The following is a 15283-nucleotide window of genomic DNA, read 5'->3' as shown; positions in this document are numbered from 1 at the left end:
CCGCCACGAGAAGCCTCATCGGATCAGACGCCGGGATCGGTCGCCGACATGCGCGACGAGCCGGGCTTGAGGCTGCCCGACCGCAAGGCCAGCCCCAGCAGGAGCACCGAGATACCCGTCGAGAGCAGGCTGATGCCGAGGAAGAGGCCGAGCAGCCAGGGCGCGTTGCCGGGCCAGCCGATCCAGATCAGAAGCCCGAGCAGGACGGTCACGATGCCGTCGAACAGGACCCAACCCCAGGGGCTGGCCGGCTTCAGGCGGAAGGCGAAGGTGATCGCGGTGACACCTTCAACGATCCAAAGCACCGCCAGAATCAAGGTCAAGGTCAGCACACCGCTGAGCGGGCTGGCCAGCAGCAGCAATCCTGCCACCAGATAGACGAGCGACCAGAGCAGCTTGAACCAGAAACCCTCTTCCTGGCGGCCACGCAGCGCATGGACCAGCAGCACCGCGCCGCCGATCACCAGGAGCCAGCCCACCCAGATCGCCGCGGCGAGCGAGCTCGCCAGCGGAAAACAGATGGCGATGACGCCAAGAACCAGCAGCAGGATGCCGAGCCCGATCGTGAGGTTCGCGGCCTTCCGGATTGCGTCCGCCGGCCGGATGTCGCTTGCTGACATGAATCACCCCTTCTCCGATGCCCCGTTCAAGGGTCGAGGCCTGTTGCCGGCGCCGGGACTGGGCATCGGCGAGGCTCATAGCGGCGAGCAATCCTTAGAATTCCCCGCCGGCTTCACCGCCCGGGGCCCGGTCGCTATAGTCCGGCACACCCTGGGATCGGGCGGTTTCCGACCCGGCCCATCATAAGGCATATCGGGGCGTCGCCGGGGGTCATCAAGCCGACGGCGGCCGGTGCAGCACGAGTCTTATCAAGTTCATTCAAGGGCCGGGAGTCACAGGATCATGGCGGGTGCAGGACAGGTCTACGACGTTGCCATCGTGGGGGCCGGTTCCGCCGGCCTGGCCGCCGCCAAGACCGCCCGCGGCCTGGGCCTCGATGTCGTGGTGCTCGAAGCCTCGCACCGGATCGGCGGGCGCGGCTATACCGAGGAGCTGGCGCCGGGCGTGCCGTTCGATCTCGGTTGCCATTGGATGCATTCCGCCAGCCTCAATCCCTATGTCGCGATCGCCGAGAAATACGGGTTCCACTACCGCAAAGGCAGCTATCCGCGCAGCCTCTTCATCGACGGCCGCAAGGCGACGGCCGCCGAAGGCGCCGAGCTCGAGGAATTCATCGACCGCAACCATGACGCCGTGATCGCGGCGGCGAAGGAAGGCCGCGATATCTCGGTGGCCGATGCGACCGAACGCGACAATCGCTGGACCGAGGTGTTCGACTACTGGACCACGATCGGCAACGCCGTCGATTCCGACCAGGTGTCGGTCATGGATACGTTCCATTACAACGACACCGACGAGAACTGGCCGCTCCGGGAAGGCTTCGGCGCCCTGATCGCGCGTTTCGGCGCCGATGTGCCGGTGACGCTCAACTGCGCGGTCCAGCGGATCGAATGGGGCGGCACGGAAGCCGTGCTCCACAGCAGCAAGGGCCCCATCAAGGCCCGGCGCGTCATCGTCACCGTCTCGACCGGCATCCTGGGCGCCGGCGACATCCGCTTCGATCCGGCGCTGCCGAACTGGAAGCTGGCCGCAATCGAGAGCCTGCCGCTCGGCACGCATAACCGCATCGGGCTGATGCTGGATCGCGATCCCTTCGGCCCGGATTTCCCCAAGGGCTCCCTGCTGCTGGAGGAAGGTTCCGAGCCGATGGGGTTCGGCATCCGTCCCTTCGGCCAGGACTGGGTCGTGGGCTATACCGGCGGGCGCTTCGCCCTCTGGCTCGAACGCGCCGGCCAGGCCGCCGCGGTCGATCTCGCCAAGGAGAAGCTGGCGAAGGCGTTCGGCAACGACATCAAGAAATATGTGACGCGCAGCATCGTCACCGCCTGGGCCGGCGACCCCTGGATCAAGGGCTCCTACTCCGCGGCCCTGCCGGGACAGGGCCATCAGCGCCCCGAGATCGCGCGCCCGATCGAGGACCGCCTGTTCTTCGCCGGCGAGGCCACCTCGACCGAGTTCCACGCCACGGCGCATGGCGCCTACATCACCGGCATCGACACCGCGCGCAAGGTGGCGAAGAGCCTGGGACGGAAGCTCGAGGCGGTGAAGCTGATGTGATCGCTTCGCTCTACTTCAAAGCTTTGAGCGAGTTTGAGATCAGCAAGGCGTATCATTTTTTAAACCACGCCCCCTCCCCTTGCGGGAGGAGGTAGGGGGAGGGGTAGCCGCTAACTCGATCCCTGAGCCACCAGCACGATCTCCACCCGCTCCTTCCCCTTCCCCACATTGCGCCGCTTCAGCGTCACCGCGCCCACCTCGCCGGTGCGTTTCAGATGCGTGCCGCCGCAGGGGACGCGGGCGAAGCCGGAGACTTCCCAATAGCGGCGCTGCGCCGCCTCGTCGCTGAAGGCACTGACGATCGGCTGATCGCTCTCGACGATCCGGCGCAAGCCTTCGCCCAGCAACGGCAAGGAGGGCGTGATCGGCGTGGCCCATTCGAAATCGATGCGCGCCTTGTCGGCGGCGATATGGGCGCCGATCTTCTGGATGCCGACGAGATGCTTGTAAGCCAGCTCCAACACGACCTCGGCCGCGAAATGCAGCCGCATCAGCCGATAGCGGCGCTCCCAGTCGATCGCGACCGTGACAGCGTCACCAACGGTGAGCCCATGATCGTCCGGCAATCGATAGAGAATATCAGTGCCGCTCTTGCGTGCCTCCAGCACCGGCTTTCCGCCGATGGTGCCGGCGTCGCTCTCCTGCCCGCCCGAGAGCGCATAAAAGATCGTCGCCTCGAGCGCGACCTCGGCACCCGTGACGGAAGCGACGCGCGTCTCCAGCTGTGTCAGATAGGGATCGGTCCAGAAGATTTTCTTGGTCACGACGGCGGGTCCGGCTTCAGGGCAACCCGGCGATCATAGCAGACCGCGATCGGCAGCGCTCAGCGGGCGCCAAGCCTGGCCAGCGCCTCCGCCGCGAGGGTCCGGGTCAACTCGCCGGCTGGCATCGCGCGCGCCAGGCGCGCCGCCTGGCCCGACCAGAGATTGGTGAAATCCCCCGAGCCCGACGCTTCCGCTTTCGCACGCAAGGGACCGAGCGCGGCACCGGCGAGCGGGAAGGCCGGCGCCTCCGCCGATAGCGGTCCGACCTCGCGCATCAGCCGGTTGACGATGCCGCGCGCGGGGCGCCCGGTGAACACATTGGTAACCATGGTGTTGTCGTCGGAAGCAGTCTTGAGCGCCTCGCGATGGACGGCCGGGAGCTTCGCTTCCGGGCTGAAAAGATAGGCGGTGCCGATCTGCACAGCCGAGGCCCCGAGCGTCATGGCGGCGACGATGCCGCGCGCATCGGCGATGGCGCCGGCCGCGATCACCGGAACCTTCACCGCATCGACGATCTGCGGCACCAGCGCGAAGGTCCCCACCTGGCGCGCCATATCGTCGGAGAGGAAATTGCCGCGATGGCCGCCCGCCTCCACACCCATCGCGATGACCGCATCGACGCCGCGCTCGTCGAGCCAGCGCGCTTCCGCGACCGTCGTCGCCGAGGCGATGACCTTGGCGCCGGTCGCCCTCACCCGCGCGAGCAGCGCCGGATCCGGCAGGCCGAAATGGAAGCTGACCACTTCGGGCCGGGTGTTCTCCACCAGGCCGCAGAGAGCATCGTCGAAGGGTGTGCGGCCCGCCGCCGGCGCCGGCGCCTCGGGATCCAGCCCCTTTTCGAGATAATAAGGCTCGAGCCGGGCGCGCCAGGCGGCCGCCCGCGCCGCGTCGGGCGCCGGCATCTTGTGGCAGAAGAAATTGAGATTGATCGGCCGCGCGGTGCCTTTTCGAATGACACCGATCGCGTCCCTTGCTTGATCGAGATTGTATTGCGCCGTCGCCAGCGAGCCCAGGCCGCCCGCCTCGCTGACAGCGATCACCATCTCCGGCGTGGTGGCACCGGCCATCGGCGCCTGGACGATCGGCAGCTCGATGCCGAAGAGATCGAGGATCCGTCGATCGGGCCAGCTCTTCATCGCCTCTCTCCGAAGGAAGGCTCAGCCGAGCAGCTTCAGCACGGCCTTGGCGGCCGCTTCCGACGAGGCCGGATTCTGGCCCGTGACCAGCTTGCCGTCGGTGATGACGAAGCTCTGCCAGTCGGCGGCCTTCTCATAGAGGCCGCCGCGCCGCTTCAATTCGTCCTCGACCAGGAAGGGCACGACCTTGGTCAGCCCCACCGCTTCCTCCTCGCTGTTGGCGAAGCCGGTGACGCGCTTGCCCTTGACCAGCGGCGCGCCGCGCGAGCGCGTGTGACGCAAGACGCCGGGCGCATGGCAGACCGCGCCGACGGGCTTGCCCAGGCTGGCGAAGGTCTCGATGAGCGCGATGGAATCGACATTCTCGGCGAGGTCCCAGAGCGGACCATGGCCGCCCGGATAGAAGATGGCGTCATAGTCGCGGGCCTTGGTCGTGCCGAGCTTGATCGTGTCGGCGAGCCGGGCCTGCGCCGCCGGGTCCTTCTTGAAGCGGCGGGTCGCATCGGTCTGGCCCTCGGGCGTGTCGCTCTTCGGATCGACCGGCGGCTGGCCGCCCTTGGGCGAGGCGAGCGTCACATCGACGCCGGCATCGCGGAACACATAGTAAGGAGCCGCGAACTCCTCGAGCCAGAATCCGGTCTTCTTGCCGGTGTTGCCGAGCTGATCATGCGAGGTCAGCACCATCAGGATTTTCATCGTCGGGTCTCCAGACGCGAAATTTGATTCTCATGCTTCAAAGCAGCCGGCGGTCGGTGGGCGCTGCGCCGCCCACCGGTTCCGGTTCAGGGGAGCAGCGTCGCGTCGAGCGTGATCTCGGCCTTGAGCAGCTTCGACACCGGGCAGCCGGCCTTGGCCTTCGCAGCCAGCTCCTGGAAGGTCGCGTTGGTGGCGCCGGGAATCTTCGCCTTCAAGGTCAGCTTGGAGGAGGTGATAGCATAACCGCCCGCGACCTGCTCCAGCGTCACCTCGGCGCTCGTGTCCATCTGCGTCGCCGTGAGCTTGGCCTCGCCCAGGATGAGGGAGAGCGCCATGGTGAAGCAGGCGGCGTGGGCGGCCCCGATCAGCTCCTCGGGGTTGCTGCCCTTCTGGCCTTCGAAGCGGCTGGCGAAACCATAGGGATAGGCCTTCAAGGCACCGCTCTCGGTCGAGATGCTGCCCTTGCCGTCCTTGAGCCCGCCCTGCCAGGCGGCCGAGCCCTGTCTCTTGACTTTCATCGTCATTCTCCTGCGTTGAAATCCGGAAGCCGCGGTTCGATGTGGCTACAGAGTATAGGTCATGGACGAGACCGGGTCGCTGGCGGGAAAGGTGTCCGCGAGCGCGCTGTCGAGCGACCGTTCCTGCCGGAGGCGGCGGTGCTCCCGTTCTTCCTTGCGATCGGGTCTCTCGACCGGTGGCGCTTTCCGGCGCCCTTCCGGCGGACGCCGCGAATGGTTTCGTGACATGGATTTCATCGGATCACCGTCGCGGGCACAGGCCGAGGAACGGCCGTTTGACCCGGACTGTCTAGTGAAAATCCCGTGACCGATAGGACGATTCGCGCTTTAAGCGCGCGCGGTCGCCGATCTCGCGGTTGCGCGCATCCTGGCCGGGTTTCCTGACCTCGTCGGCCCGCGCGAGGCTCGAGGCCGGCGGCAGCTCGGGGCTGGCCAGGTCGCGGAGATGCGGGGTCAGGTCGACCAGCCGGTCGGCGATCAGATGGATCACCTCGCCTTCGCGCTGCAGCTTGCCGGTGACGCCGAGAAGGCTTGCGCCCAGGAGAACCCGGCGATAGCGCTCGAAGGTCCGGGGCCAGACGACGATATTGGCGGTCCCGGTCTCGTCCTCGAGGGTGGCGAAGATCACGCCGCTGGCGGTACCCGGGCGCTGGCGCACCAGCACGATGCCGGCGACTCTGAGCTGGGTGCCGTCGGCCGTTTCCTTCAGCCGGGCGCAAGGCCGATAACCTTTCGCTTCCATGGCGGGACGCACGAGCGCCATCGGATGGCGCTTCAGCGAAAGATGCTGGCTGGCATAATCCTCGGTCACATGCTCGCCCTGCGTCAGGCGCGGCAGCGCGACGGGTTCTTCCTCGCCCTGCTCCTCCGCCAGGCTCGCCTCGAACAAGGGCAAGGGCGCCGCCGGCAGGCCCTTCACGGCCCAGAGCGCCTCGCGCCGGTCGAGCGCCATCGAGCGGAAAGCATCGGCGCGCGCGAGCGTCGCCAGCACCGTCTCGGGCAGGCCGGCGCGCCGCCAGAGCGTCGTCGGATCGCCATAGCCATTGCCGCGCGCGCCCACCAGCGCCCGCATCTCGGCCTCGCCCAGCCCCTTCACCTGACGGAAGCCCAGGCGCAGCGCCAAGGGCCGCCGCTTCACGCCCGGCTTCGGCTGGCCGCCCTGGATGATCTCGCGCGCGCCCCCTCTTTCTTCGTCACGAGCGACGGGGTTGGTGGGGCGGCCGTCGCTCGTGACGTCACTTAACTCGAGACAGCAATCCCATTGACTGAAATTCACATCGACGGGCCGCACCTCGACGCCATGCTCGATCGCGTCGCGCACCAGTTGGGCCGGCGCATAGAACCCCATCGGCTGGCTGTTCAGGATCGCGCAGGCGAAGATCTCGGGATAATGGCATTTGAGCCAGGAGGAGACATAGACCAGGAGCGCGAAGCTCGCGGCATGGCTCTCGGGAAAGCCATATTCGCCGAATCCCTTGATCTGCTCGAAGCAGCGCTGGGCGAACTCGCGCTCGTAACCCTTCGCGACCATGCCTTCGATCAACTTGTTCTCGAAGGTATGGATGGTGCCGACATGCCGGAAGGTCGCCATGGCGCGGCGCAGGCGGTCGGATTCGTCGGGCGTGAAGCCGGCCGCGACGATGGCGATGCGCATCGCCTGCTCCTGGAACAGCGGCACGCCCAAAGTCTTGCCCAGCACCTCCTCCAGCTCGCGCGAGGGATAGGTCACCGGCTCCTCGCCGCTCCGGCGGCGCAAGTAAGGATGGACCATGCCGCCCTGGATCGGGCCCGGCCGCACGATCGCGACCTCGATGACGAGGTCGTAGAATGTCTTCGGCTTGAGCCGCGGCAGCATCGTCATCTGCGCCCGGCTCTCGACCTGGAACACGCCGATCGAATCGGCCCGGCCCAGCATCTCGTAGATGGCCGGATCCTCCTTCGGCAGGGTGGCGAGGTTGTAGCTCTTCCCGTAATGCCGGCGCAGGAGCTCGAAGCTCTTGGCGATGCAGGTCAGCATGCCGAGCGCCAGCACGTCGACCTTCATCAGGCCCAGGGTGGCGAGGTCGTCCTTGTCCCACTCGATGAAGGTGCGGTCCTCCATCGCCGCATTCTCGATCGGCACCAGCTCGCTCAGCAGACCGCGGCTGATGACGAAGCCGCCGACATGCTGGGAGAGATGGCGCGGAAAGCCCTTGAGCTCGCGCGCCAGCGCCAGCGTCATGGCCAGGCGCGGATCGTTCGGGTCGAGCCCATGCTCGCGCAGCCGCGCGCCGTCGAGGAAGCCTTTCCCCTTCCCATAGGTCGGCGCCCAGACCTGGCTCGAGAGCGCGCCGACCAGATCGAGCGAGAGGCCCATCGCCTTGCCGACCTCGCGCAAGGCGGAGCGGCTGCGATAGCAGATCACGGTGGCAGCGATGCCGGCGCGGTCGCGGCCGTATTTGTCATAGACATATTGGATGACCTCCTCGCGCCGCTCATGCTCGAAATCGACGTCGATGTCGGGCGGCTCGCGGCGCTCGGCGCTGATGAAGCGCTCGAACAGGAGATCGTTGACCGCGGGGTCGACGGAGGTGACGCCGAGGCAATAGCAGACGGTTGAGTTGGCGGCCGAGCCGCGGCCCTGGCAGAGGATCTCGCGCTCGCGTGCGAACCGCACCAGATCGTAGACGGTGAGAAAATAGGAGGCGTAATCGAGCCGGGCGATCAGGCCGAGCTCATGGTCGAGCGCCTTCACTATCTTCTCCGGCGCGCCGCCGGGATAGCGCCATTGGGCGCCGGCCCTCGCCAGCCTCTCCAGCTCCTGCTGCGGCGTGCGACCGCCGGTCGTCAGCTCGTCGGGATATTCGTAGCGCAGCTCGTCGAGGCTGAAGCGACAGCGCCCCGCGATCTCGACCGTGCGTGCCACGGCGTCGGGCCAGCGCGCGAAGAGCCGCGCCATCTCGGCCGTCGATTTCAGGTGGCGCTCGGCATTGGCGAAGAGACGATAGCCGGCATTGTCGATGGTGCAGCCTTCGCGGATGCAGGTCAGCACGTCCTGCAGGATGCGCCGTTCGGGAGCGTGATAATGCACGTCGTTGCTGGCGACGAGCGGCGTACCGCAGGCGAGGCTGAGCGCCTGGAGCCGTTCGATCCAGGCCTCGTCCTGGCCGCCCAGATGATGATGGGCGGCGAGGAAGACGGCGCCGGGAAAGGCCGCGGCCAATCGCTTCAAGCGGTCGGCCAGCGCCTCCAGCCCGGCCAGAGGCCCCGGATCGGCGCCCGGCAGCGCGATCAGCATCATGCCGTCGCCGGCCTCGAGCAGATCCTCGAGATCGAGCCAGCATTCGCCCTTGGGCGCGCGCATCTTGCCCAGCGTCAGCAGCCGCGACAGATGCCCATAGGCGATCCGGTCGGTCGGCAGGGCCAGGATCTCGGCGCCATCGCGCAAGACCAGCCGCGCGCCGGGAATGAGCCGATAGCCCAGCTCGCGCGCCGCATCATGCGCGCGCACCACGCCGGCGAGGCTGTTGCGGTCGGCAACCGCGAGCGCCGTCAGCCCCAGCTCGGCCGCGCGCGCCACCAGCTCCGCCGGATGCGACGCCCCGCGCAGGAAGGAGAAATTGGTGACGGCAGCAAGCTCGGCGTAGGGCGGCGGTGAGGACATGATGTGCTCGAACTCGTGAAAGGCCCCTCCCCCTAACCCCCTCCCGCAAGGGGAGGGGGCGTGGTTTTTATCTTCTCCTTCTCTGTTTCTCGAAAAGGAAGCAGGGTATCGATGTTTTCCACGCCCCCTCCCCTTGCGGGAGGGGGTAGGGGGAGGGGTGCAGCAGACTCAGCTCAGCGAAACTCCGTTCTGTTCAGTCTTCGAAACCGTTGCACCAAGAATCTCGGCTTCGATCATCTGAACCACGCCCTCAAGACGGTATCTCACATCGTCGTTGGTGAAACGAACGATGCGGAAGCCTTGGCTCTCGATCCAGCGCGAGCGCTCCTCGTCCCCGGCGATCGTGTGATTGTGGGATTCGCCGTCGACCTCGACGACCAATCGATCGGACAGGCAGACGAAGTCGACGATATAGGCACCCAATCGGAACTGCCGACGAAACCGGCGGCCCGCGCATCGTTTCGACTGGAGCTTCTGCCACAGACGTCGCTCGGCGATCGTCTGGTTGCTGCGAAGAAAGGAAGCTCGGAGATCGGTCATCGGACAGCGGGTCTGCTCACCCCTCCCCCTACCCCCTCCCGCAAGGGGAGGGGGCGTGAGTAGCTTGCCATCACCCGATCGCACCCGGCGGGATGTGGGCGAGTTCGTATTTCAGGCCGTCGGGATCGGCGAAGAAGACGGCGTAATAGCCGGGCACATAACTATACTCGGCGGGTGCATCGAGCACGGTGGCACCGATCTTCTTCAGCAGCGCATGGAGCCGGTCGATTTCCTCGCGGCTGTCGGCGTTGAAGGCGAAATGATGGAAGCCCGGCGCATAGCGGTCATGCGGCTGCTTGGCCTTCGTCTTCGCCTGCCAGAGATTGATCGAGCAGCCATGGGCGGCCGAGAACCACAGCGTCATCTCGTCCATATCCTCGACCTTCTCGTAACCGAGAAAACCGAGGACCGGCGCATAGAACTTCTCCTCGTTGCGTTTCAGGTCGCTGAGCGTGATGCCTAAATGATTCATCGTGCCAAGTGACATGTCATTGCTCCTTGGTATGATCGCTTCGCTCTACTTTTAAGCTTCGGCCGCGACCTTGGATCAGGACCGTGATTCTTTTTGGTTACGCGAACAGGCCGTGCAGGTACCAGCGGGAGACGGTCTGTTCGCGATAGAGCCAGAAGCGGCGGCCTTCGCTGTCTTCGACGCGGTAATAATCCCGCGTGTCGCTGACCGAAGCACCCGACGCGGCCGGGCGCCACCATTCGGGGGCGATGCGCTCGGGGCCCTCGGCGAGGCGGATGCGGTGCGGGCGCGCGCGCCAGCGGAACGAGGTGGGCAGCGTCTCGGATTCGGTTTCGTCGGTTTCGAGCGGCTCGGGACGCGGCAGCAGCCGCACCGGGCGGACCGTGCTGAGCGCGATCGCGGTCCAGCGCTCGGCCTTCCCGGCCAGGGCCGGCACCGGCGCCACCGCGCGCTCGGGCAGATGGCTTTCCTGCGGGGCCGGGCGGGTCAGCCGCACCGGGGCCGGCTCGTTGGCGAAGCGGCCATTGGCGAAGAGATCGGCCAGCGCCGCGAGCGCCGCCTCGTCGACCGCGCGCTCGATCGCCGTCTCGTCGAGCGGCTCGGCGGATTCGGCCGCGGCCGGCAGCAACGGCGTTTCGACGGCAGCGCGGTTCTCGGCTCGAGCGCGTTTCTGGCTTTGCGCCCGCGCCTGGGCCAGCACCAGCTGCAGATCCTCGAGCGGCTCGGCCTGCGTCGCCGTCAGGCTCATCGCCTCGATGCCGAAGCCGGGATCGAGCCGGTCGAACAGCTTGGCGAAGAGGCGGCGCAGCGCATGCGGGTCGCGGTTGGGGCGGCTGGTGCCGATCGAGACATGCTGCAGGCTGCCATCGACGCGGAAGAGCACCAGGCGCAATTGGCGGACCCCCAGCTGCTCCGACGCCAGATGACCGCAGAGCCCCGCCAGCATCCGGTCGAGCGCCGCGGCGATCGAAGCGGCCTCGACGATCGGCTCGGCGAAGGCGAGCCGCGCCTCATGCGGGCTTGCCGGCGTGCGCGGATTGATCGGCTCGTCGATACGGCCCAGCGCCTGGTCGAGCCGGCGCGCGGGCTCGAGCCCGAAGCGGCGCAGCAGCGCCGCGCGCGGCAGCGGGTAAAGCTCGGCAATGGTCTTGAGCCCCAGCCGCTCGAGCTCGGCGGCTTGGACCTGCGACAGGCGCAAAGCGGCGACAGGCAGCCCCGCGATCGCCTCGCGCGTGCCGCCCGACGGCAGGATGATGCTGTCGCTACCGCGCGCGAGCGTGGCGAAGCGCGCGGCAGCCCAGGCGGCCCCCGGCGTATCGGCGATGGCGAGACGGACGCGATAGCCGAAGCGGCGCAGCCGCTGCGCCAGATCCTCGATCATCCGCGCCTCGCCGCCGAAGAGATGGGCGCAGCCGGTGATGTCGAGGAAGAGCCCGTCGGCCCCGTCGACCGCGACCCAGGGGCTGAAGCGCGCGCACCAGTCGGCAAGCTGCGCCAGCGCCGCCGCATCCTTGTCGGGGTGGCTCGGCCGCACCGCGAGATCGGGAACCAGCGCCCGCGCATCGGCCAGCACCATGCCCGGCAGGAGGCCCGCGGCCGACGCGTTCTCGTCGATCGCGGCCAGGAGCGCGCGGCCGTTCGCGGCCGCGACCGTCACCAGCGGGCGCGCCTCTTCGGAAGCCCAGGCCAGGCGCGGCTCGTTCAGCCGGACCTTGCCGAGCCGGACCTCGCGATGAACCGCAAGCCCCTCAGCGCGCCGCGACGCGATCTTGAGCCGGTCGGTCGCCCAATGCGGCAGCCACAGCGATACCACCCGTTTCACGACAACCCTCCAACAGCCAATCTCCGGTTCGACCGCCGCGGCAGCGCAGCAGCGAGACGCGCCAGCGCGGCTTGGCGCCTTGCGCGTTCGCCGACCAGACCTGCCAGCGCGTCACCGCCGCGGTCGGATTGCGCGACGGCCCGCGGCGCAGCAGCAGGCAGGCGATGCCGCCGGTCTCGGCCGCGAGCTGCAGCCGCCGGCTGGCGGTCAGATCGATCTCCTCGATCTCGCCCAGCACCGCGGCGAGGCCGGGGCAGCGCAAGCCCTCCTCGAGCGCGCGCAGCAGCGCCTGCGGGCGGCGGAAGTCGGCCAGCAGAACGCGGTTGGGCGAGAGCCCGTAGCGCGCGAGGCCGGGGGCATAGATGTCGGCGCCGGGCGTCCAGAGCACGGGACGCTGCGAGGCCTTGACCAGCCGGCCCAGAAGGAAGGCGGCAAAGCCGGTGGCGGCGGCGCTGCCGTCGACCGAGGCGATCTCATGGAGCGCGCCCTGCACCAGGCCGCCGCCCAGCGCCTGGTCCAGCTCGGGCAGGCCCAGCCGGACCCGCACCGCCGCCGCCCCGGGGCCGAACCCTCCGACTGCCGCCTTCAGCGCCTCGAGCCGGGCCGAAACCGGCGAATTCGTCACTGCCGCTCCATCCGCCATCGCTCTCTCCTGCTGCCCGGGCCGACGGCCGAAAACCGTCCCTCTCGGGGCAAAACGTCCCGTTCCGCTCGTTGTTCCTGTTTTGTTCTAACAATCAATCTGCGTGACGTCAAGGCTCGGAAGCCGGCATGCTGACGCCGCCCTCTCCTTCCGCGAGGCGCCGAAAAATGCAGCGATTTCAGATTCCGATCCTGCGCCCGGCCCTCCTGGCCGGTCTCTTGGCCATGGGGCTCTCTCTGCCGGCCCGCGCCGACACGGCCGACGGCGCCACCACCGAGACCGCGATCATCGTTCCGGCGACCAACGAGTTCGAAGGCGTGGATGCCGAGTACAGCTATATCCAGGATCACTATCCCGGCTGGCTGCATAGGCAGCAGTCGCTGATCCAGACCAGCGGCAAGATCTTCGACCGCATCGAGATCGTCGGCCCCGACGGCATCCGCAAGACGATCTATTTCGACATCACCGGCTGGTTCGGCAAACCCTAGCGACCGCTGAAACGCGGTTTGCGTTTCTCGGTGAAAGCGGCCAGCCCTTCGCGATAGTCGGCGCTTTCGACCGCCGCGTAGGCCTCGCGCCATTCCTCGGGACTGAGCGGCGCGGCATTCGTCAGCCGGCGCGCCATGCGCTTGTGAAGACGATGCGACGTCGGCGCCCCATGGGTCAGCCGGCGCAATGTGTCCTCCGCCTCGGACTCCAGCCGGTCGGTCGGGACCACTCGCGTGATCAGGCCTTTGGCCGCTGCCTCGGCGGCGTCGAACAGCCTTCCCTCCAGCAGGATCTCGAGCGCGGTCGCCCGTCCGACGGTCTCGATCAGGTCGCCGAGCTCCGGCCAGGGCATCACCACGCCCACCTTCTGGATCGGCACGCCGAAGCGGCTGCCTTCGGCGGCGATGCGCAGATCGCACATGATGGCGATCTCGAGCCCGGCGCCGACGCAGGCCCCCCGGATCATCGCCACGGTCGGCAGAGGCAGATCGCGCAGGCGATGCAGCGCCGCCACCATGACCTGGCCATAGGCCTCGGCATCGGCGGCGGTCGCCCGCGCCGTGGCGAACTCCGCCAGATCGGCGCCGGCGGCAAAGGCCTGGCCCGCGCCGCGCACCAGCACGGCGCGCAAATGCGAGTCCGCCTCGATCTCGCGCAGCACCTCGCCCAGCCGGCGCCACATCGCCAGATCGAGCGCGTTCAGCCGCTCCGGGCGGTTGAGCGTCACGGTCGCCACCGCGCCGTCGCGGGTCAGCAGCACGGAACTGGAAGACGTTGCGTTCATGTCTCGGTCCCCTCCTGCCGCAATTTCAGAATCAACGCGCCCAGAAACACCAGAAGGCAAAGGCCGAAGAAACCGATCAGGAGGAGAGCCAGCCAGAAATTCTGCGCGGGGGCCAGCGAGAGGATGAACCCTCCCAGCGCTACAAACAACGCGCTCACGATGGCCAGCAGAATGAGGCTGAGCCTGCTATGGCCACGCAAGGAGTTCTGCAGGCTCTCGCGATAAGTCAGGCGTTCCTCGGAATAAGGCAACCCGCGCGTCAGATGCTGCACATAACCGGCTGTGAGCGCGGTCACGGCCAGGACCAGCAGCAGGAGATAGAGGACGGAGTCATGGGCCAGCCTGACAATGGCAAGGAGCAGCGGGATGAGCGCCAGGAGCAGGATATAGAGCCGCTTGATCGACGTGCGCAGCCGATCGGCGGTCTCGGCGTCGGGAATGATCCGGCCGCGGCCGCGACTGCCATAGGGATAGAAGACGTCGCGGCCCTGCGCATCCTTGCGGAAGCTGGCATTGGTGAGACCGTCGAAATAGCCCATTCGCCCCCGAGTCCCCCTGGTTCGAACGCGGATTCCAGACGCTCCCGGCCGCCAGGGCAAGGCCCATTTCCCTTACTGACTTTGTGGCCGTAGCGCCCTTGCCAAGCCGGGAGCGGTCGCCGATCTTAAGACCATGTCCCAGAGCTTCTATCTCCTGCCCGAAAGCCGTGGCGTGCTGGCCATCGCGGGCGACGACAAGACCGAGTTTCTGCAAGGCCTCGTCTCCAACGATGTCGCCAAGGCCGGTCCCGCACAGGCGCTCTATTCGGCTTTCCTCACGGCGCAGGGGAAATATCTGCACGACTTCTTCCTCGCCGAGGCCGGCGGCAGCTTCTATATCGACTGCGAGGCCGGGCGGCGCGACGACCTGAAGCGCCGGCTCTCGCTCTACAAGCTGCGCTCGAAGGTGACGATCACCGACGCGACCGCGAGCCATGCGGCGGCGCTGCTGTTCGGCGGCGATGCGCTGGCGCGTCTCGGGCTCAAACCCGAACCGGGCTCGGCCAAGGCCTTCGCCGGCGGCGTCGTCTATGTCGATCCGCGCCTCGCAGCGCTCGGTGCCCGCGCGGTGCTGCCGCGCGAGGGTGCCGCGGCGGCGCTCGAGGCGGCGGGGTTCGCGGCCGGCGACGCCACTGCCTACGACAAGCTGCGGATGATGCAGGGCGTGCCCGACGGCAGCCGCGATCTGCCGGTGGAGAAGGCGATCCTGCTGGAGAACGGCTTCGACGAACTGCATGCGATCGACTGGAACAAGGGCTGCTATCTGGGCCAGGAGCTGACTGCGCGCACGCGCTATCGCGGGCTGGTGCGCAAGCGCCTGCTGCCGGTGACGATCGACGGCCCCACCCCCGTCCCCGGCACGCCCGTCATGCTCGGCGATAAGGAAGCGGGCGAGATGCGCTCGGCCGTCGACGGCATCGGCCTCGCGCTGCTGCGGCTCGAGCATCTGGAGGGCACGCCCGCGCCGGTCTTGCGCGCCGGCGAGGCGACGCTGACGGCGAAGAAGCCCGACTGGGTGAAGCTTCCGGAGACGATGGGGTAAAAGGATCTGTCCCTTCC

The 15283-nt window shown here is 67.7% G+C and carries 15 protein-coding genes; 3 read left to right on the top strand and 12 right to left on the bottom strand.

Annotated elements, in window-relative coordinates; translation table 11 throughout:
- Positions 1–23: 23 nt before the first annotated feature.
- A complete protein-coding gene (locus FRZ44_RS06795; RefSeq protein ID WP_151176472.1) occupies positions 24–620 on the bottom strand; it encodes an HdeD family acid-resistance protein in 597 nt (198 codons plus the stop codon).
- Between the two features lie 283 nt (positions 621–903).
- On the opposite strand from FRZ44_RS06795, the gene FRZ44_RS06790 reads away from it, so the two are divergent.
- Complete coding sequence (locus tag FRZ44_RS06790; protein ID WP_151176471.1) at positions 904–2178, top strand: flavin monoamine oxidase family protein; 1275 nt, start codon at positions 904–906, stop codon at positions 2176–2178.
- Positions 2179–2288: 110 nt separating this feature from the next.
- On the opposite strand, the gene FRZ44_RS06785 is transcribed toward FRZ44_RS06790, so the two are convergent.
- The 9 genes from FRZ44_RS06785 to FRZ44_RS06745 all read right to left on the bottom strand — a co-directional run bounded on the left by FRZ44_RS06785 (position 2289) and on the right by FRZ44_RS06745 (position 12412).
- A complete protein-coding gene (locus FRZ44_RS06785; protein WP_151176470.1) occupies positions 2289–2942 on the bottom strand; it encodes an alanyl-tRNA editing protein in 654 nt (217 codons plus the stop codon).
- 59 nt (positions 2943–3001) lie between these two features.
- Positions 3002–4078: an NAD(P)H-dependent flavin oxidoreductase gene (locus FRZ44_RS06780; RefSeq protein WP_151176469.1), complete on the bottom strand. Its 1077-nt coding sequence runs from the start codon at positions 4076–4078 to the stop codon at positions 3002–3004.
- A 21-nt stretch (positions 4079–4099) separates the two neighbouring features.
- Positions 4100–4774 (bottom strand): type 1 glutamine amidotransferase domain-containing protein, encoded by a 675-nt coding sequence (locus FRZ44_RS06775; RefSeq protein WP_151176468.1) that lies wholly within the window; start codon positions 4772–4774, stop codon positions 4100–4102.
- An 86-nt stretch (positions 4775–4860) separates the two neighbouring features.
- The gene (locus FRZ44_RS06770) at positions 4861–5292 is read right to left on the bottom strand and encodes an OsmC family protein (protein ID WP_151176467.1); all 432 of its coding nucleotides are present in this window, start codon (positions 5290–5292) and stop codon (positions 4861–4863) included.
- A 289-nt stretch (positions 5293–5581) separates the two neighbouring features.
- Positions 5582–8935: an error-prone DNA polymerase gene (locus FRZ44_RS06765; RefSeq protein WP_151176466.1), complete on the bottom strand. Its 3354-nt coding sequence runs from the start codon at positions 8933–8935 to the stop codon at positions 5582–5584.
- Between the two features lie 168 nt (positions 8936–9103).
- On the bottom strand, positions 9104–9475 hold the full coding sequence (locus tag FRZ44_RS06760; protein WP_151176465.1) for an endonuclease domain-containing protein: 372 nt from the start codon (positions 9473–9475) through the stop codon (positions 9104–9106).
- 70 nt (positions 9476–9545) lie between these two features.
- Entirely contained in the window at positions 9546–9962 is a 417-nt protein-coding gene (locus tag FRZ44_RS06755) for a VOC family protein (RefSeq protein ID WP_151176464.1), read from the bottom strand.
- 82 nt (positions 9963–10044) lie between these two features.
- Positions 10045–11769, bottom strand: a complete 1725-nt coding sequence (locus FRZ44_RS06750; RefSeq protein WP_151176463.1) for a Y-family DNA polymerase — start codon at positions 11767–11769, stop codon at positions 10045–10047.
- Positions 11696–12412, bottom strand: a complete 717-nt coding sequence (locus FRZ44_RS06745) for an ImuA family protein (protein ID WP_151176462.1) — start codon at positions 12410–12412, stop codon at positions 11696–11698. Before FRZ44_RS06745 ends, FRZ44_RS06750 begins: the two co-directional genes overlap by 74 nt.
- A 167-nt stretch (positions 12413–12579) precedes the next feature.
- On the opposite strand from FRZ44_RS06745, the gene FRZ44_RS06740 reads away from it, so the two are divergent.
- A complete protein-coding gene (locus FRZ44_RS06740) occupies positions 12580–12900 on the top strand; it encodes a hypothetical protein (protein WP_151176461.1) in 321 nt (106 codons plus the stop codon).
- On the opposite strand, the gene FRZ44_RS06735 is transcribed toward FRZ44_RS06740, so the two are convergent.
- Together FRZ44_RS06735 and FRZ44_RS06730 are read right to left on the bottom strand one after the other, a co-directional pair.
- A complete protein-coding gene (locus tag FRZ44_RS06735) occupies positions 12897–13685 on the bottom strand; it encodes an enoyl-CoA hydratase/isomerase family protein (RefSeq protein ID WP_151176460.1) in 789 nt (262 codons plus the stop codon). The two genes, FRZ44_RS06740 and FRZ44_RS06735, sit on opposite strands and share 4 nt — an antisense overlap.
- Positions 13682–14224 carry a hypothetical protein gene (locus tag FRZ44_RS06730; RefSeq protein WP_151176459.1) on the bottom strand — a complete coding sequence of 181 codons (543 nt, stop codon included), beginning with the start codon at positions 14222–14224 and terminating at the stop codon, positions 13682–13684. The genes FRZ44_RS06735 and FRZ44_RS06730 overlap by 4 nt, the downstream gene beginning before the upstream one ends.
- A gap of 133 nt (positions 14225–14357) precedes the next feature.
- On the opposite strand from FRZ44_RS06730, the gene ygfZ reads away from it, so the two are divergent.
- On the top strand, positions 14358–15266 hold the full coding sequence (ygfZ, locus tag FRZ44_RS06725; RefSeq protein WP_151176458.1) for a CAF17-like 4Fe-4S cluster assembly/insertion protein YgfZ: 909 nt from the start codon (positions 14358–14360) through the stop codon (positions 15264–15266).
- Positions 15267–15283: the final 17 nt, after the last annotated feature.

Source organism: Hypericibacter terrae (assembly GCF_008728855.1).
GTDB lineage: Bacteria > Pseudomonadota > Alphaproteobacteria > Dongiales > Dongiaceae > Hypericibacter > Hypericibacter terrae.
The sequence above is the reverse complement of the archived record's forward strand: the minus strand, read 5'-3'. Positions and strand labels throughout refer to the sequence as shown.